Origin of the sequence: Enterococcus sp. HMSC076E04 (assembly GCF_001814285.1) — a bacterium.
GTDB lineage: Bacteria > Bacillota > Bacilli > Lactobacillales > Enterococcaceae > Enterococcus_B > Enterococcus_B lactis.
In genome coordinates this window covers 138048-156932 of sequence record NZ_KV815587.1, presented here as the reverse complement: position 1 = coordinate 156932, position 18885 = coordinate 138048, and the positions used below count along the sequence as shown (strand labels likewise).

The 18885-nt window shown below is 38.6% G+C and carries 16 protein-coding genes; 13 read left to right on the top strand and 3 right to left on the bottom strand.

Annotation, left to right across the window (positions count from 1 at the left end):
* Positions 1-20: 20 nt before the first annotated feature.
* The 6 genes from HMPREF2961_RS05920 to HMPREF2961_RS05895 are packed head-to-tail and all read left to right on the top strand — an operon-like array spanning position 21 to position 2953.
* On the top strand, positions 21-416 hold the full coding sequence (locus HMPREF2961_RS05920; RefSeq protein ID WP_070704308.1) for a hypothetical protein: 396 nt from the start codon (positions 21-23) through the stop codon (positions 414-416).
* A complete protein-coding gene (locus HMPREF2961_RS05915; protein WP_070704305.1) occupies positions 413-667 on the top strand; it encodes a hypothetical protein in 255 nt (84 codons plus the stop codon). The genes HMPREF2961_RS05920 and HMPREF2961_RS05915 overlap by 4 nt, the downstream gene beginning before the upstream one ends.
* Before the next feature lie 43 nt (positions 668-710).
* Positions 711-1106 (top strand): hypothetical protein, encoded by a 396-nt coding sequence (locus HMPREF2961_RS05910; RefSeq protein ID WP_070704302.1) that lies wholly within the window; start codon positions 711-713, stop codon positions 1104-1106.
* Positions 1103-2359: a lipase gene (locus HMPREF2961_RS05905; protein ID WP_070704299.1), complete on the top strand. Its 1257-nt coding sequence runs from the start codon at positions 1103-1105 to the stop codon at positions 2357-2359. Before HMPREF2961_RS05910 ends, HMPREF2961_RS05905 begins: the two co-directional genes overlap by 4 nt.
* Positions 2360-2370: 11 nt before the next feature.
* Entirely contained in the window at positions 2371-2694 is a 324-nt protein-coding gene (locus HMPREF2961_RS05900; protein WP_002305582.1) for a hypothetical protein, read from the top strand.
* Positions 2687-2953 carry a hypothetical protein gene (locus HMPREF2961_RS05895; RefSeq protein ID WP_002314688.1) on the top strand — a complete coding sequence of 89 codons (267 nt, stop codon included), beginning with the start codon at positions 2687-2689 and terminating at the stop codon, positions 2951-2953. The genes HMPREF2961_RS05900 and HMPREF2961_RS05895 overlap by 8 nt, the downstream gene beginning before the upstream one ends.
* Before the next feature lie 162 nt (positions 2954-3115).
* Here the strand turns inward: HMPREF2961_RS05895 and HMPREF2961_RS05890 are convergent, their stop codons facing one another.
* Entirely contained in the window at positions 3116-5461 is a 2346-nt protein-coding gene (locus tag HMPREF2961_RS05890) for a transglycosylase domain-containing protein (protein WP_025477207.1), read from the bottom strand.
* 278 nt (positions 5462-5739) lie between these two features.
* Between HMPREF2961_RS05890 and HMPREF2961_RS05885 the strand changes: the two genes are divergently transcribed.
* Entirely contained in the window at positions 5740-6642 is a 903-nt protein-coding gene (locus HMPREF2961_RS05885) for a deoxyribonuclease IV (protein WP_002308625.1), read from the top strand.
* Positions 6643-6852: 210 nt separating this feature from the next.
* Positions 6853-8628, top strand: coding sequence for a hypothetical protein (locus tag HMPREF2961_RS05880; protein ID WP_010727060.1), 1776 nt, complete (start codon positions 6853-6855; stop codon positions 8626-8628).
* 308 nt (positions 8629-8936) lie between these two features.
* On the opposite strand, the gene HMPREF2961_RS05875 is transcribed toward HMPREF2961_RS05880, so the two are convergent.
* A complete protein-coding gene (locus HMPREF2961_RS05875) occupies positions 8937-10523 on the bottom strand; it encodes an Nramp family divalent metal transporter (RefSeq protein WP_002320293.1) in 1587 nt (528 codons plus the stop codon).
* Positions 10524-10773: 250 nt separating this feature from the next.
* Between HMPREF2961_RS05875 and HMPREF2961_RS05870 the strand changes: the two genes are divergently transcribed.
* From HMPREF2961_RS05870 to HMPREF2961_RS05850, 5 genes are all read left to right on the top strand, one after another.
* The gene (locus HMPREF2961_RS05870) at positions 10774-10998 is read left to right on the top strand and encodes a YneF family protein (protein ID WP_002291670.1); all 225 of its coding nucleotides are present in this window, start codon (positions 10774-10776) and stop codon (positions 10996-10998) included.
* 141 nt (positions 10999-11139) lie between these two features.
* Positions 11140-12891 carry an ABC transporter ATP-binding protein gene (locus HMPREF2961_RS05865; RefSeq protein WP_002294954.1) on the top strand — a complete coding sequence of 584 codons (1752 nt, stop codon included), beginning with the start codon at positions 11140-11142 and terminating at the stop codon, positions 12889-12891.
* Positions 12891-14675, top strand: a complete 1785-nt coding sequence (locus HMPREF2961_RS05860; RefSeq protein WP_002313511.1) for an ABC transporter ATP-binding protein — start codon at positions 12891-12893, stop codon at positions 14673-14675. Before HMPREF2961_RS05865 ends, HMPREF2961_RS05860 begins: the two co-directional genes overlap by 1 nt.
* Positions 14676-15009: 334 nt before the next feature.
* Positions 15010-15861 carry a BglG family transcription antiterminator LicT gene (licT, locus tag HMPREF2961_RS05855; RefSeq protein WP_002314691.1) on the top strand — a complete coding sequence of 284 codons (852 nt, stop codon included), beginning with the start codon at positions 15010-15012 and terminating at the stop codon, positions 15859-15861.
* A 96-nt stretch (positions 15862-15957) separates the two neighbouring features.
* Positions 15958-17844, top strand: coding sequence for a beta-glucoside-specific PTS transporter subunit IIABC (locus HMPREF2961_RS05850; RefSeq protein ID WP_002345251.1), 1887 nt, complete (start codon positions 15958-15960; stop codon positions 17842-17844).
* 40 nt (positions 17845-17884) lie between these two features.
* On the opposite strand, the gene HMPREF2961_RS05845 is transcribed toward HMPREF2961_RS05850, so the two are convergent.
* Positions 17885-18787 carry a MurR/RpiR family transcriptional regulator gene (locus HMPREF2961_RS05845; protein WP_010727063.1) on the bottom strand — a complete coding sequence of 301 codons (903 nt, stop codon included), beginning with the start codon at positions 18785-18787 and terminating at the stop codon, positions 17885-17887.
* Positions 18788-18885: the final 98 nt, after the last annotated feature.

Here is an 18885-nt window from a genome sequence, read left to right as displayed (position 1 = left end):
AAAAGAAAGGAGGCACGTTCTTGCCCCGGAAAATAAGAAAACTCAGCTTAGCCATTTTATTCATCATCATATTAGGGATCGGAGGGAAAGTCTATATGGACAAAAGAGAAGTGCAAAGACAGAAAGATTTACTCGCAGTAGAAAAACAATCCGTCAAAGTTCTGAAAAATACTTTTGCGGATATCAAAGAAGTGAAAATCGAACAATTTGAGAAAAACGACATGACAGGAATCTATGAAGCATTGATAACGATGACCAATACAGAAGGAAAAGTCGTTTATTTTGATTATAGCTTTACAAAAGAAAGCAATGAGATAGATGGCTATGGTGTTGAAAATGAAGAAGTACAAAAAGAAGGGATTACGGTTGATGAGATTATAGTTATCTATACAGATGGAAGTGAGGAAAAAGTATGACAATTACTGATAAGCAGTATAAAGGAATAAGTAATAAAGTATATTGGCTAGATCCAAAACATCCTCAATATAGTAAAAGTTACAAAGAAGGCGCCATTAAAAACTTTGGAGAAACAAAATTCCAAATCCTAAAAATCAAAAACTCCTTCGACGGCATGCAGGCGATGGCTGTAGCGCCAATCGTCCATAGCAAATTGGAGAAAAATTTCAAAAATAAAAAAATTCCTGCAAACTTTCGCGTACTTAAATAATGAAGGTATCAATACCGTACATAAAAAGAAAGGAGGCACGTTCTTGCCCCGGAAAATAAGAAAATTCAGCTTAGCCATTTTGTTAATCGTCATATTAGGAATCGGAGGGAAAATCTATATGGACAAAAGAGAAGTGCAAAAACAGCAAGATTTACTCGCAGTAGAAAAACAATCCGTCAAAGTTCTGAAAAATACTTTTGCGGATATCAAGGAAGTGAAGATTAACGAAGCAGGAAAAAATGAAAAAACTGGTTCTTACGGAATGCATATAACGCTAATAACTATTAATAACGAAACAGTATCTTTCTCGTATACGTTTTGGAAAGAGCAAAACAAAATCGGGAGTTATAGTATAGAAAATAGAAATATACAAAAAAAGGGAATCACTAAAGAAAAAGTAAAAGTTACTTATACAAATAAAGAGGAGGAACTAGTTTGACTATAACTGAAGAATTCTATCGGGAGTTAAGTGACAAGGTTTATTGGCTAGATCCTAAACATTCAAAATATGAGCCTGATTTAAAAATTAATAGTGAGTGGGATTTTGCGGGTGTTGAATTTAAAATCCTACAAATCAAAGACTCATTGGACGGCATGCAGGCGATGGCTGTAGCGCCAATCAAGAACGGTAAAGTGGATATTTCTCAAGTAGTGATTGCCTTTGCAGGAACGAACTTAAGTGATTGGAAAGATTTGGAAACGGATGCAAGAAGTATCATGAATCTCTACGGGAATAGACCAGGAGCAAGTTTTTCTGAAAAAGCAACAACAAACAAGATTTTATCCGTTAGTGGATTGAAAACAGCGGGGCAAATCAATTCAGCGATTGCATTTGCTAATGAAGTAAAAAAGGAATATGGAGAAGCTGCTATTTCTACTACCGGCCATTCATTAGGTGGATTCTTAGCATTATATGTAGCAGCAGAGAAACAATGGAAAAATGTCGGCTTCAACGGGCCGGACCCGTATGATCTCTTATCACCAGAAGCAAAAAAATGGGTGGAAGAAAATCCCGGTATGCTCACCAATTACCGAAATCACGCCGATTTTATCGGTAATTTTGGTGGTAATGGCACAGGTGCTGAAGTTCGGATCAGTATGGAAACAGCATTCTTGAATCTGCTTGCTTCCCACAGTTTAACCTCTTGGAAGTTTGATGAAAATGGAAAGCTGATTATTCCTGAAAATGAAAACAATGTTAAAGCTCGAAAACAACAGAAAGAAAACCAAGCGACCCAGTTGTTTTCCTATCAGTTGCAAGAACTGAACAACATACGTAAAAAACTACGATTAAGTGGCGGCCGGCTGACAGTTAATGAACAAATTTACTTAGATGACACACAAGCTAGGTTAGTAGTGGAAAAGTTATCGGCAAAAATGAAAAGCGCTATGGAAGAAGTTATCCGCATCAATCAAAGAGGAATTTTTGAGCTAGAGAAAAAATGGCAAGAAGGCTTGCGGCAAGCACGTGTTGTCGCCCCTTCGTTGACTGAACAGGAAATCATAGAAGCATTAGCTAGTGTGGGCGCCACAAAAGAAAACTTAGTCGATTCTGCGAAAGAAGTCTATCTGCTACGAATCAATAAGGCAAGACGTATGGGGGAGGCCTTTGATACATTGGCGAAGGAGATCCAAGACAAAATCAATGAAATCGTTGCACGAGATCGAGAATTAGCACAGCAATTCAATTAAAGGAGAAGTAGATGAAACTAGAAGAATTGGAAAGAGATTATCGAAGTGAACGAAGACAATTAGAAGCTCAAGAAGATGAATTGATCCACTTTAAGAATCAAGGATTACGATTGATGGAGCAAGAGGAGCAGCGACTGCATCATGTATTAAAGAACTTAGCTTTAGATAATGAGCCTCTGTTTCAAGCAAGACGAAGTTATTCGAATTATCAGGAGCATTATCAACAAGCCCTACAAGTAGAACGACGAAAACTCTATCAGCAGCAAGATGAACTAGAACGTTCCTATCGTCAAAAAATCAGACAAATAACTATGGAGAAATCATCTTATGAATGAATTTTTAATGCAATTACTAAAAGAATTAGAGAAAAATCTACATCGATCAAATGTACGTTCAGTTGGTATGGGGATATCTCAGCAAATTTGGGCAGAAAAACGATTGACAGATCAAAACTACCAAATGACTGCAGAAGAAGCTGCTCAAGAATTTTCTAACCGACATGTACACTTGAAAGAATCAGTAAAAGGGCAATTTGCAGAAAAACTAACCGAATTATTCCAAAGACAAGAAAAGAAATTAAAACAGTTTCGTTAGTAAAGTTATATAGAAAAATTTTGTGAAAATGGCTTTTCACATTTTTACATAAATTTGTCTTAATATCGTAGATGCAAGCTTTTGAACACCATTTATTCGGAAAAAGGGAGCTGTGACAAGATTTTTGTCGCAGCTCCCTTTAATTCTGATTAATCTATTAGATCAATCATCTTTATCGTCTGATTCTTTGGTCTCTGGATTCGCTCTAGCATAAGCTGAAGCGGTGTTCCAGTAATCTGTATAGTTTTCATCAGTACCGCCAACGCCGAATTTAAAGGCGCTTTTCTTCGGACCATTTTTTGCCCAAAGTGATTCCACTGTTTTTCCTGGCGTTTGGATGGATTTTTTATTGACAGTAACTTTTCCAGCTGTTTGTCCTGTGAACCCAGATACTTTTTTCTTCATCACATCGGATGATAAGTCAAATTTCTCATCAGTGCCGAAAATCTCAGGGTTTGCTTGGTAAGCTTGATTGATTAGATTGGCAAGATAATTAGCCGAACGTATTCTTGCTTGGCTGTCCATTCCAGTATTGTCATCGTGTCCTGCCCAACTACTGATAGTGATAGATGGAGTTGAGACGATCAGCCATGAATCTCGGTATTCATTGGTAGAACCAGTTTTTCCGACCCAATCTGCATTTCCTAGATTTCCGTTTAAGCTTGAGATGACATCTTTGAATGGTGTAGTGATTTTTTCATTGATCACACTACGCATCATGTCATTCATGATCGATGCCGTTGCTTCGGAATAAATACGGACAGAATTACTTTCATGTTTATAAATCACATTACCTGCATTATCTGTGATGGAATCAATGATATAGCCTTCTTCGTAGACTCCACCATTTGCTAAGGCCTGGAATCCATTTGTCTGTTGAAGCGTCGTTACATCTACTGTCCCTAAAGGAGCCGATTCAACGCCCCAATTATCATTTGCTGGGTAGTTCATCTTCGCCAAGTAGTGCTCGTAAGCGTATTGTTTCGATCCACCGGAATTCAACACATCTTGATATAAGTGATAAGCTGGGATATTGTTGGACCATTCCAGTGACTCACGGACGGTTTGGAAGGTGTTCGACCCTTCATTGGTCGCATTGACGATTTTCTCACCAGCATTTTTTCCTTCTTGCCAAGTCGTTGCATAATCTGATACACGGGATTCTGATCCGACAAGTCCCATATCGATTGCAGGACCGTAAACAAGAACCGGTTTGATGGATGAACCAGCTTGACGTTCTGTATCAAAGGCGTGGTTATTTTGATTCTGGCTGTAATTCCGACCACCCACGAAGCCATAGATACGTCCGGTTCTGTTATCCATCAATACATTTCCAGTCTCCACTTGGCTACCAGCACCATCATCTAACATGTAGCCATAATTTTCTACGCCGGTTTGCAATGCAGCATAGATATCTTTATCGATCGTCGAATGGATCGTATATCCTTTGTTTTGGATCGTTTGCTGTGCTTTTTGATAATAAGCTTCACTGACCGATGAATCTGACATATCAGCATTATCTTTTTCTGCCAATTGTTGTGCAATAATCCTTGTTGCTTCGTTCATCACGGTATAATACAAGAATTCTCTGTCAGTCTGTTCCGCGATTTGTTGTGGGAGAAAGTCTTTTGTAAGATCATAGTCTTTCGCTTCTTCGTATTGTTCTTTCGTAATTTGTCCTTCACGGTACATACTGAATAAAACAAAATCTTTTCTGGCAAGACCGGCAGAAAGATCTTCTTTTAGCGCGCCTGTATTCGTGTATGGACTATACGTGATAGGGCTTTGAGGCAAACCAGCGATATAAGCAGCTTGCGGCAGAGTCACATCCTTTGCATCTACACCAAAGATTCCTCTAGCAGCTTCCTGGACTCCAGCAATATTTTGCCCCTTATTATTCCGACCAAATGGTGAGACATTCAAATACGTAGCAATGATCTCATCTTTTGAAAAGTGTTTTTCTACTTGTGCAGAAAGAACAATCTCGTTTGCTTTACGTTTGAATGTTGTTTCATCGGTTAGGATCTGTTGTTTGACTAATTGCTGTGTCAAAGTGGATCCTCCAGACGAGCCGATGCCAGTCGCTTCTGAAACTAGTGCTCGTAAAACAGCTTTAGGGACATAACCTTGGTGTTTATCGAAGTATTCATCTTCTGTACTGATAATCGCGGTTTTCAATAAAGGCGAAATCTTATCAGATGAAATAGTCGTCCGCATCAGATCTGTCTGGATTTTTGATATCTCTGTATTATCTGCATAAACAATCTTTGACGTTTCCGTAATGTTTCCTAGTTCTGTCTGCAGTTCTTTTTTAGTCGGCAATTGTGTGTCTTCGACAAGATAGGCAAAGTAGCCAGCACCTATTCCGATACCTAGAGCTGCGAACAACAAAAGAAGAACAGTAATAAAAACAGTCAATGATTGAAACACTCTAAAAATAATCTTAGGAACAAACCATTTTTCTTTTTTTCTTCTATTCTGTTTTTTTCGAGTATTTTTGCGTGGCAAAAGGGTCACCTCAACTAATGGTTTTATTTCGCTAATTATAGCAAATAATAGGACAAAAAAACAGACAAGGCTGTTTTTGACAGGAATTTCTTTTTCGAATGAGATAAAACGTGAGGAAATGATCTTTTTTATGAAAGAGTTCTTAAGCTTTTCTTTAGGGAAAGTTTCAGTTACTATGGAGAACAGGGCAAAGAAAAACAAACTATTTTCTTTGTACATCATCTTATCAATATACAGGAATTGTTCGAAACAATTGCCTTTCAAGGAGGAATCCATCCATGTTATTAGGCTCACACGTCAGCATGAGCGGAAAGAAAATGCTGTTAGGCGCGGCAGAAGAAGCAGCCAGTTACGGATCTTCGACCTTTATGATCTATACAGGCGCTCCTCAAAATACTAGAAGAAAAGCTATCGAAGAGATGAATATTGATGCCGGAAAAGCATTTATGGCAGAAAACGGACTAACAAATATCGTCGTTCATGCGCCTTATATCATTAATTTGGGAAATACGATCAAACCAGAAATGTTTCCATTTGCTGTACAATTTCTGAGAGAAGAGATTGTCCGTGCGGAAGCTTTAGGTGCTACTCAAATCACCCTTCACCCAGGCGCTCATGTAGGAGCAGGGGCAGAAGCTGGGATTGCTAGAATTATTGAGGGGTTGAATGAAGTTTTGACAAAAGAACAGACGGCACAGATCGCTTTGGAGACGATGGCAGGGAAAGGTACGGAAATCGGTCGAACATTTGAGGAATTAGCGCAAATCATCGATGGAGTAAAATTGAATGAAAAATTATCCGTTACTTTTGATACATGTCATACGAATGATGCCGGATATAATATAAAAGAAGATTTTTCAGGTGTAATGGAAGAGTTTGATAAGGTCATCGGATTAGATCGGCTTAAAGTACTGCATATCAATGATTCTAAAAATCCACAAGGTTCTCATAAAGATCGGCATGCCAATATCGGTTTTGGAACAATTGGATTTGACACATTGAACAAAATCGTCCATGATCCAATGTTTGACAACATTTCGAAAATATTAGAAACCCCATATGTCGGTAAAGATAAAAAGAAAGCTTACGCACCATATGGAAAAGAAATTTCCATGTTCAAAGCGCAAGCATTCGATCCCGAAGTGTTCCCTGAGTTATTAGCAGAAGAAGTCACACTTTAAGTTTTCTATCTGACAGCAACAAAAAAGGATTGGGCAGTCTGCCTTGTCCTTTTTTGTTTAAGAAACAAAGGAGTGCTTTTTGCATTCGTTTTCGACATGCTCCTTTCGCCCCCTCTTTTTAAATTCAGACAAACAGGGTATACTGATAGAAAAGTAAAAAACGAAAAGTTTCACAAACAAGTAGCAAAACGTGATTGAAAGGACGAAAAGATGCTGAACATTTTAAACCCCTTGATCGACCAACTAAAAAAGAAACATACATACTTTATTCTTGGCATAGCCGTATTATTTACAATTATTCGGTTGTATTTATATAGTAAAGCAATCTATGGAACAGATATGTCGGCGACCTATGATGATCAGCTGCTGATTCACTATGCTCAAAATATTTTGGATGGTAAATGGCTAGGGGAGTACACGACTACGACACTTTCAAAAGGGATCTCCTACAGCTTGTTTTTAGTACTTGCACATAAACTGCATCTTTCTTATGCAGTTTTATTCGGCATGTTCAGTATTCTTGCCAGTATATTGGTTGCACTAGCGTTTAAACCAATCGTGAAGAACAAGTATCTTCTTTTAAGTATCTATTTTTATTTTTTGTTTTCTCCGATTAGTTTTACACATGAATATTCCACTCGAACATATCGTAATGCTCTCGTGATCCCGACTGTTGAGATCATTATCGCTTGTTTACTAGCTATTTATTACCGCAAATATAATTCCAGCAAAAAATTGCTGCCGTGGTTTTTAGGGCTAGCTGTTTCTTTTCCTTTCTTTTGGTTCATTCGCGAAGATTCCATCTGGCTTCTTCCTTTTACTGTAGTCGCGTTAGGTATCAGTTTCGTTCAGATCTTGCTAGGACAAGACTTTTCTTTCAAAGAAGCAAAGAAGTTAAAAGAACGACCATTTCTCCTTTCGAAACAAGAATGGCTGAAACTTTCATTGTTTTTACTCCCTCTAGTCGGTTTCTCCATCGTCTATCAGTGGATCGAATATAAAAACGAGACAACATATGGTATTGCCGCCATCAATGACCGTTCGAGTGGCGAATTTGGACGTTTGATGAAACAGCTGATCCGAATAGATGACGAAACAAACTTAAATAAAGAAAACAGTGAGATATGGGTCTCGCATGCTGCATTAAATAAAGCTTTAGACGCATCTCCTACATTTCATACTGTTTCTACTCGTATTGACGAATTGTATACGACTCATGCGTGGACCCAAGGCGGAAAAGTAAAAGAATTACCAGGAGATATCATTTTTTGGGCATTGCGAGATGTGGTAAGCGAATCTGGTTATTACCAAAACAATGCAAAAGAAACCAATGATTTTTGGAAAAAAGTCAATCAAGAATTAGAAGAAGCCTATCAAAAGGGAACTATCAAAAAGAAAAAAGAATTTTATCTGATGGGATCAGGGGATGGAAAGACGATGAATGATCTGCCAATCGTATTTGCTTTTCTGAAATCAGGATATGCCTATGCATGGCGATACAAAGATTTCCATCAAGGGGGGAATTATAGTTTCGGGACGCAAGAACAAGTCGAACAGGCACAAGAACTATTGAATCTTCCACTAATGGATAATTGGATCGATAGCAGTGATCCGAGAACACCTGATTTCCAGTTGACAAAAACAGCAAAAGTCGCGAATGTCATGATAAAAATTTACCAAGTTCTGGCCATTCCCGTGCTGATTGCTTCAATAGCAGGGATATTACTTATGATACTAGGAACCGTATTTGCAAAAGCTGATCGTGCCTATTATAGTTCCTCTTTGATTGTAGTCATCGGATTAATACTGACACAATTGGTTTTTCTTTTCGGTGTCTCGTGGTTTTGTTCTTATGCGCCAGAAAAAAAGGATTATTTTTTAAGTGTCTACACTGGCGCAGGCGTGCCATTAACGCAATTCATCGCAGTAACAAGCATGCTAGTTTTTAGTAAATTGAATCTGAAAAAAGCTTTATCTTCCAAATAAAAAGGGAACTGTGACAAAAGTCTTGTCGCAGTTCCTTTTTCCGAATAAACGGTGTTCAAAAGCTTGCATCTGCGGTAATAAGCTCAACCAAACGTAAAATATGAGGAACTATTTTTGTTTGGCTGTTCTTATTACTTGATGCAGGGCAGCTTTTTCACAACCTCTGATACACGGTGTTCCAGAAGTAGCTTCTTCGGAAATAAGCCGAAATTTCACAAAAATTTGAAAAGCAATTTTCTTAAATTCCTTCTTATTTCTTGAAGCTGCCCACTTCTGTCACAACCTCCTTTGTGTAAAAGAATCAGTTTCTATTCGATTTCTTCTATCGTTTCTTGCAAACGCTGTTCATATTTTTTGTTTCCTTTATATAAATCACCAATCGTCCATGCCAACAGGAGAAGGACAAGAACAATGATTACATAGGCAATTTGATCAGCCAATGCTAGTTGAGCTGAGGTGGCTTGCTCGCCGAAGAAACTTTCGATTTGACCTGGTAATCCTCGTAAGTTCAAGTAAGTCAGACTAATCACAGAGAACCAGCCAAGAAGTTTTACAACAAATGAATTTTTGAATCGGCTCCCCATCTCCGCTTGGCTATTGGTCATCATCAGTAAAGGAATCATCGAGAATGGCAATGCAAAAGCCAGAAAAACTTGGGATTCATTCATCAAGTTATTCAAAGCGGTATGTTCTTCGATCGTTCCTTTTGTACTTGTAAACAAAACACAAATCAATACAGGAATCACAGAAAGCAATCGTGTGACTAGTCTTCTTAGCCAAATCGGGATACGCATATGGATGAAGCCTTCCATGATGACTTGACCGGTCAACGTACCAGTAATAGTAGAGTTCTGGCCAGAAGCAAGAAGTGCTACAGCAAATAAAGTAGACAAGATACCAGATTTTGCTACAGCAATCAAGATACCATTGCTCATAGCTGATGGATCAGATAAAGCTTCATACAGACCAAAAAAGGAAGGATCTTGGACAGAACCGGTTTTGAATACAGCGACACCCATGATCAATAGCAGTGCATTGACTAAAAAAGCCATTGACAACTGGATATTAGAGTCCCAAGTAGAAAAGCGTACCGCTTGTGCTACATCTTCTTCGTCTTGGTGATCAATCTTCCGAGTTTGAGAAACTGCTGAATGAAGATATAAGTTATGCGGCATGACTGTTGCACCAATAATCCCTAACGCTCCAGTCAGCGGAGTTTCACCACCTATGACAGGTGAGTCTGAGAATGTATGACTGTTAGGGATAAAGCCAGCAAATAAACTGTGCCAATCAGGGTTAGACAAGCCAACTTGATAGACGAAAACGAATAAAATGACGAAAATCAAGCAGACAACCAAAGCTTCGATTTTACGAAACCCGACTTTTGTCAGCAATAAAAGGACGAAAACATCTAACACAGTGATAAATACGGCAATTACCAATGGAATATCAAAAAGTAAGTAGAGGGCGATTGCTGCACCAATGACTTCTGCGATGTCTGTTGCCATAATGGCTAATTCAGTCAAGATCCATAAAATGACACCCAATGTCTTACTTGTCCGTGCTCGGATTGCTTGGGCCAAATCCATTTGGGTCACGATTCCTAATTTTGCTGCCATATACTGTAAAAGCATAGCAATTAGACTAGACATCAAAATAACTGACATCAATAAATATTGGAAATTTTGTCCACCAGTGATCGAAGTGGACCAGTTACCTGGATCCATATAACCAACTGCTACTAATGCACCTGGTCCAGAGTAAGCAAGAAGTGTTTTAAAAAAACTTTTTCCCTTTGGTACATCCACTGTTCCATTTACTTCAGCTAAAGATAAACCATTTGTATGTTCAATAAGTCGATGCTTATGAAATTGTTTGTTGGATTGATTATTCAAGAAAAAACCACCTTTCCTATTTATCTACGATTACATTCTACACCTCAGAAAGAAAAAATTAAAGAAAAAGATTCGGTATGCCTAATTTTTTTTCGTGGCGTGTCTTGCTGGTTAATGAAAAAAATTTTGTTCTTCTCTAAAAAAACCACTATTTTTTGCATGAAACTAAAGAATACGCCTTTCTTTTTTCAATAAACTTTAGTAAAATAAATCATTGAGAGCAATTCGGAAATAGAAAGGAGAGATTTATATGGTATCAACAGGTATTGTCGTACTTATTGCTATTATTGCTTTGCTAATCGGCGCAGTAGGTGGCTTTTTCCTAGCGCGTAAATATATGAAAGACTATTTAGAAAAAAATCCTCCCGTTAATGAGGACATGTTGCGATCAATGATGATGTCAATGGGGCAAAAACCATCTGAGAAGAAAATTCGCCAGATGATGCAGCAAATGAAGAACCAAGGGAAAAAATAGGTTCTGACCCAAAGACTTTTTGCGGGCTGATTTTTTCAGTCCGTTTTTTATTTCGTAATTTGTTAGACTATTCAGACTATTCAGCAAAAAAGACAAGGACAGACAATCCTATGCTCTTGATAAAGACAAAGGAGGAGTAAAATGTCGATTTTTAGAAAATTAGGTTGGTTTTTTCGTCAGGAAAAGAAACATTATTTAATTGGGATTTTCTCCCTATTCGCAGTGGCCTTGGTACAGTTAGTTCCTCCAAAAGTGATTGGGATCATCATTGATGAGATCGCCGATAAGAATTTATCAATAAAGATCATTTCTTGGTGGATCTTACTATTGATCCTTGCAGCTTTCTTACAATATCTTTTTCGTTATATCTGGCGGACGAATATTTGGGGAAGTGCAGCTCGGTTGGAGAAAGAACTTCGGCAGCAGCTATTCAAACATTTTACAGAAATGGACAATCTCTTTTACCAAAAATATCGGACTGGAGATTTGATGGCTCATGCAACGAATGATTTGAATGCAATCCAAAATGTAGCAGGAGCTGGTATCTTGACCTTTGCAGATTCAGTGATCACGGGCGGAACAACGATCATTGCGATGATTTTGTTTATTGATTGGCGCTTAACACTGATTGCGCTGATTCCTCTGCCTTTACTAGCCGTTACTTCACGAGTGCTGGGGTCAAAACTCCACGATGCTTTTCGTGATTCGCAAGAAGCTTTTTCTAGTATCAATGATAAGACACAAGAAAGTATCACTGGGATCAAAGTCATTAAAACATTTGGACAAGAAAAAGAAGATCTCGCGGATTTTGAAGAAAAGATTGAAGATGCAATTATTAAAAACAAACGAGTCAATTTTTTAGACTCCTTATTTGATCCATTCATTACCTTGATTATCGGTCTGTCTTATGTTGCAACAATTATTTTAGGTGGAAAGTATGTCTTGGAAGGCACGATCTCGATCGGGCAGATGGTCTCATTTATTAGCTATATCGGTATGCTTGTTTGGCCGATGTTTGCGATTGGTCGATTGTTCAACGTATTGGAAAGAGGAAATGCTTCTTATGATCGCGTCAATGAACTTTTGCATGAAAAGACGCATATCGTGGAACAACTGGGTGCAGTGCAGACCCCGGCAAAAGGCGAGCTGAATGTAGCTATTTCCTCTTTTAACTATCCGAAAGAAGAATCACCAGCATTAGAACAAATCAAATTTGCGATCCAAGAAGGAGAAACATTAGGTATTGTTGGGAAAACTGGTGCGGGAAAAACGACAATCATCAAATTACTGATGCGTGAATACGATGATTATCAAGGGAAAATCCAATTTGGCGGACGTTCGATCAAAGAATATTCATTGAATGCTTTATTAGGATCAATCGGTTATGTGCCTCAGGATCACTTCCTGTTTTCGATGACCATTCGAGATAATATCCGTTTTTCTAATCCAAAACTTTCAGAAGAAGAAGTAGAGCATGCGGCTTCTTTAGCATTTATCAACAATGAAATCAAGGAATTGCCAAAAGGTTATGATACCTTAGTTGGAGAACGTGGAGTCTCTTTATCTGGCGGACAGAAACAGAGGATTTCGATTGCTCGAGCATTGATCAAAAATCCTGAATTGCTGATCTTAGATGATGCACTTTCTGCAGTAGATGCCAAAACAGAAGAAGCTATCTTGCATAATTTAAAAGAAATAAGAAAAGAGAAAACAACCATCATTGCAGCTCACCGTTTAAGCAGCGTGATGCATGCAAAAGAAATCATTGTTGTCGATCAAGGGAAAATCATTGAACGAGGAACCCACCACGAGCTGCTTGCATTAGGTGGCTGGTATGAACGAATGTGGGAAAAACAGCAATTAGAAGCGAAGATAGAAGGAGGCGAGGCCTGATGGATGAGAATTATCAATCGGAATGGACAAAATCGATTCCACTTAAAGAACAGAAGAAGATCATCAAACGACTGATGAAGTTCGCCAAACCTTTTAGAAGAACGTTCATCGTTGCTATCTTATTTGCGTTTGCCCTGTCTGTGATCAATGTCCTATTGCCAAGGATCATCCAAACTTTTATGGATGATCATCTGGCTAAACAGTCAGCTACGACACAAGTTATTTTGTTTTTTGCTGGTGTGTACTTGTTTGGAGTCATAGTCAAAAGTATCATTTGGTTTTTCCAATGGTATTTGTATTCCATGGCTTCATTGAAGACCTATCAGTATGTTCGGGTAAGATTATTTGAAAAGCTGCATACACTAGGTATGCGTTATTTTGACCAGACACCGGCAGGATCGACCGTTTCTCGAGTGACGAATGATACAGAAACGCTATTTGAATTTTGGTATGTCTTTTTGATGGTATTGACTGGGATCTTTGCAGTCGTTTCTTCTTTCGTTGCCATGTTTCAAATCAATGGAGAAATTGCCTTGTGGACTTTGGTGTTTTTGCCGATTTTAGGAATCGTCATCTGGTATTACCAGAAATTCAGTTCTCGTATTTACCGAAATATGCGGGAAAAATTAAGTCAGCTGAACACGAAATTGAATGAATCGATTTCCGGCATGCGTATTATCCAGCAGTTTCGCCAAGAAGCTCGTTTAGCTAAAGAATTTGAACAAGTGAACAACGAGTATTTAGACACGCGCTATGCGATGATCAAAACGAATTCGATTCTGTTAAGTCCGATCATCAATTTTCTCTATGCATTGGCGATTGCGTTGGCGTTGACTTTGTTTGGGATCGATGCGTTGCATTCTCCCGTAGAAGTTGGACTGATCTATGCATTTACGACCTATGTCCAGGGATTTTTTAATCCAATGTCTCAAATGATGGACTTTTTGAGCACCTTTACAGATGGGATGGTTGCCGGTAGTCGTATTTTGAAAATCATGGATACAGAAGAATATGCACCGCAACAAAATCCTGGAGCAGATCAAGCGATTACTTCAGGTAAGATCGAGTTTCGCAATGTAAGCTTTTCTTATGATGGAGAGCACAATGTATTGAACAATATCTCTTTTGTCGCTAATCCGGGTGAGACCGTTGCATTAGTGGGGCACACCGGAAGCGGAAAAAGCTCGATCATCAACGTATTGATGCGGTTTTACGAATTTTATGAAGGCCAGATCTTGATTGATGATCATGACATTCGAGAATATCCAATGGAAGAGTTACGTAAGAAAATGGGATTGGTCTTGCAAGATGCCTTCTTGTTTTATGGAGATATTGCAGGAAATATCCGGATGATGAATCCAGCTATCACAGACGAACAGATTCGCCATGCAGCTGAGTTTGTTCAAGCAAACAAGTTCATCGATGAATTACCAAAAGGATATCACTCAAAAGTGATCGAACACGGTGCCAGCTATTCTAGTGGACAACGACAGCTGATCACTTTTGCGCGAACAATCGTGACAGATCCTAAAATACTAGTATTGGATGAAGCAACAGCAAATATCGATACTGAAACCGAAGGATTGATCCAAGAAGGATTGGCAAAAATGCGACAAGGACGGACAACGATAGCGATTGCCCATCGGCTGTCCACGATTCGGGATGCAGAATTGATTTTAGTTTTAGACAAAGGTCATATAGTAGAGCGTGGGAATCATGAAACACTTCTAGCGCAAAATGGTTTGTATGCAGATATGTACAAACTGCAAAGCAGTGGTGTGTAAAAAGAGGTTGTGACAGTAGCATAGTAGCATTTTGTCCTAAGCGCTAGAGCGAAAATAAAACAGAGCTTCCCAGATTCTTCATCTGTGAGCGTTAGTGGCGTAGTCACCCGATTTAAAAAAGACGACGACAGCTAGTCAAAAGTGCCTAATAGCCACTAAGAAAGCGTTGACAAAAGCGTTTGCTTTCGATAATATAAAGAAAACGATACAACTTGGATAGTGATTGCCTGATGCAAGCTAAACCTGATGAGTCTCCCATGGTTCCATGGACGGCTTTTTGGGTTTTTCTTTTTGTTTTGAATACAGCCCTATATATCATGGAAAGGAGCAAAACATGCTGATTGAGAAAGTACTGAATAACAACGTCGTAATAACCAGGGATGAAAGAAATCAGGAAATGATCGTGATGGGAAAAGGTTTGGCATTCAAAAAGAAAGTGGGTGACCCGATTTTTGACTCATGCATCGACAAAAAATTTCAGTTGACAAATGACGGGCTTTCACAACAGTTCCAAGAATTGGCACAAGCGATTCCTCTTGAGTACTTAGAAATTTCTTGTGAAATCATTGAATATACAAAAGAGGCTCTACAAGTCCAGTTGAATGATTCTGTGTATATTGCATTGACGGATCATTTGTATACGGCTATCGAACGTCACAAAATGGGAATATTTGTACCAAATGTATTGCTGTATGATATCAAACAACTATTTCCTAAAGAGTATGCCATCGGGAAAAAAACAGTGAAGAAAATCTCGGATAAATACCACATCAAGTTATCAGAAGATGAAGCCGGATTTATCGCATTGCATTTAGTCAATGCACAAGGCATTCAAAGCCAACAAAACAATACCTACCTGTTTACTATAACAATACAGGATATTCTAAATATCGTCCGCTATTACTATAAGATTACATTTGATGAAGATTCAGTCCATTTTTTTCGATTCGTCACACACTTACGTTTTTTTCTGACACGCGTCCTAGATGGAGAAAAATCAGAAGTGGGAGAAGTTTCTGAGGAATTGTTTCAGGTTATTCAAAAAAAATATAAGGATACGTTTGGTTGCGTTGAGAAAATAGCAGACTTTTTAGCCGAGACGTTCAACTACCAGATGTCCACGGACGAAAAAATGTATTTAACGATCCATACTGCGCGTTTAGTGCATGAGAATCGTTGTAAATAAATAAAAAAAGGAGGATAAATTAACAAGAACGTATGAAATAAGGGTAGTGACATTCAGTTGGCTAAACCTTCCACTAATAAATTGGAGGGAATAGAAATGGGAAAATACCAAGAATTAGCGAGAAAAATCGTAGAAAATGTCGGCGGGAAGGAAAATATCAATGGTTTGACACATTGTATCACAAGGCTTCGTTTCAAATTAAAAAACGAAGAAAAAGCAAATGATGAGATCTTGAAAAATATGGACGGTATTGTAACGGTAATGCGAGCGGGAGGGCAGTATCAAGTTGTCATCGGGAATCATGTGCCAGTCGTGTTTGAAGAGGTTATAAAAGCAGGAAACCTTACTTTTGATGAGGCTGTTTCAACAGAAAAAATGAGACCGTTTGATATGCTTATTGATGGAATATCGGGCTGTTTCCAACCATTCCTTGCTATCCTAGCTGCTGGCGGGATGATTCGTGGACTGACAGCATTCCTTGTCTTCTTAGGCGCGTTTGACCGCGGTTCTGGCACATTTGTTATGTTTGATAATATCGGTGATTCTGTATTCCAATTTATGCCTGTTATTATCGGTTTAACAGCTGCCCGTAAATTTAAAGTAAATGAATTCGTAGGGATGTTGCTTGGCGCAGCATTAATGAATCCTAGCTTGTCGCTGGAAGCTTTGAGTGGTGCAGCAGAAGCACCACTAACGACCATATTTTCTGGCACTATTTTTGAAGCACCTATTTATCAAACAGTATTCGGCATTCCCTGGATTGCGCGTAACTACGCTTCTTCTGTCATTCCCATTATCTTTATTGTGTTGTTAGCTAGCCAAATTCAGAAACCAATTAAAAAGTTAGTACCTGAGATGATCGCGAATTTCTTCGTTCCATTCTTCACCGTTCTTATTACAATGCCTTTAGGTTTTTTACTCGTTGGACCAGTATTCACATTCGCAACTGATATTTTAATGGCTGGATTTGAAACACTTTTAGCACTTTCGCCAGTTATTTATGGAGCAATCGTAGGCTTCTTCTGGCAAATTCTGGTGATGTTTGGTCTCCATTGGGCAATCGTACCAATGGGATTGATGCAATTTTCTGTGAATGGTTGGCAAAATATTATGACACCTGTTGCAGTAGTGTCTTTTGGACAAACTGCAGCACTTACCGCACTCTACTTTAAGCTTAGAAATCCAAAAGACAAAGCAATTGCAATACCAGCCATTGTTTCTGGTATTGTGGGGATTACAGAGCCAGCTATTTATGGGTTTACATTACCACGTAAAAAAATATTTATTTTTACCTGTGTCGGTGGTGCGTTAGGGGGCGCGTATAGTGGGTTAATGAATTTAACTTCTTGGAATCAAGGTGGACTAGGCATCTTTACAATTCCCAACTATATTAGACCAGATGGTGATTTAACAGATGTGATTAATGTATTGATTGGGATCGCCATTGCGATGGTGGTATCCTTTGCGCTGACTTTTTTCTTTTGGAAGGAGGAAGCAGGTGAAACAGATGACAGACAGAAAAGATCAGGTAAAGAAATTGTAAAAACACCGATACAAGGACAAATCGCTCCACTGAAAGCAGCAAAGGATGCAGCTTTTGCACAAGGAACACTAGGTCGAGGAATCTTGATCTACCCTGAAAAAGGAGAAGTACGTGCCCCTTTTGACGGAACAGTCATGACCCTGTTCCCCACGAAACATGCAATCGGAATGGTTTCTGAAACAGGTCTGGAATTGCTGATTCATGTCGGATTGGATACTGTTCAGTTGGAAGGGAAATATTTTGAAAGCTTGGTGCAGCAAGGAGAAAGAGTGAAACAAGGCGATCTATTGCTCCGCTTCGACAAAAAGAAAATCGAAAAGGAAGGATACAGTTTAGAAACACCTGTAATCGTCACCAATTACATGGATTATTTGGATATTTTGGAAAATCAAGGGGAGACGGTCGGGCCAGACGATGCACTTATCACCGCACTGACCTGAACGGTTAGGTGAAAGAATGGAATAGACTTAACTATTCTTTTTAGTCCACTTCTTTATTTTCAAAATTGAAAGGCTCTTTCATGATGGCTGAGCTGATAGGGCGTTTATCAAATTTTTGTCCTACAGAAATTAGATGGACTAAATTCTGTTGATAATTTTCTGCAAAAACACAACTATATAACACGTCTAGAAGATAACAAATCGATGTATTGATCGTAAAATTACCAATTTTTGAATACAGTCGTTCGCGTGTCGTAAGTCGCAAAGCGGCTGTACTCATTGAGGATAGCGTTGAATCACCGATACTGGTCAAAGCTAAAATTGGAACATGATTTTGTTTCAATATTTCTGCGGTACGAAGGATCACATTGTTTTCACCCGTATAAGAAATCAGAATCCCGCACATATCACTCGTGCAATTGTACGCTTCATAGAACGATTCACCAAAAGTGGTGACAATCGTGACATCCATTTTGATGCGCTTCATTTTCAGCATGAAATCTTGAGAAATCAAAGTATTCGAGTTACTGGCGAAAATCACGATTTTTTTTGCTTGAAGCATTAGTTGTTTGGCTTTTTGCAGTTGGTCATGATGAATGAGAGAAAGTGTATCTTGAATCGTCATCTGTTCTAAAGAAGCCATTTTATTTGCGATCGTCATAATACCGTCTGTGGTGGAAAAAGGAAGATTCGCATCTACGTCTTGAAAATTCCCTTCAAGATAGGCTGTTTCAGCTAAAAAAGCATTACGAAAACTGACCCAGCCATCAAAACCCATTTTTTTTGCTACACGGATGAGTGTGGACGGGTGGATATAACATCGCTCAGCAATCTCTTGGATGGTCATTTCGCCAAGTGCTGGAGAATCGCTTAAGAGAAACTGAATCACTTCATTTTCTGAAGGAGAAAAGGAGATTTCTTTGATTTTTTCACGTAATAACATGTAGATACCTTCTTCTAGTTTTTTTACGTAAATTATAACTTTTTTGAAAATGATTTGTAAACGGATTTATGTTATATAGCTTAATAAAGTCATTTTTT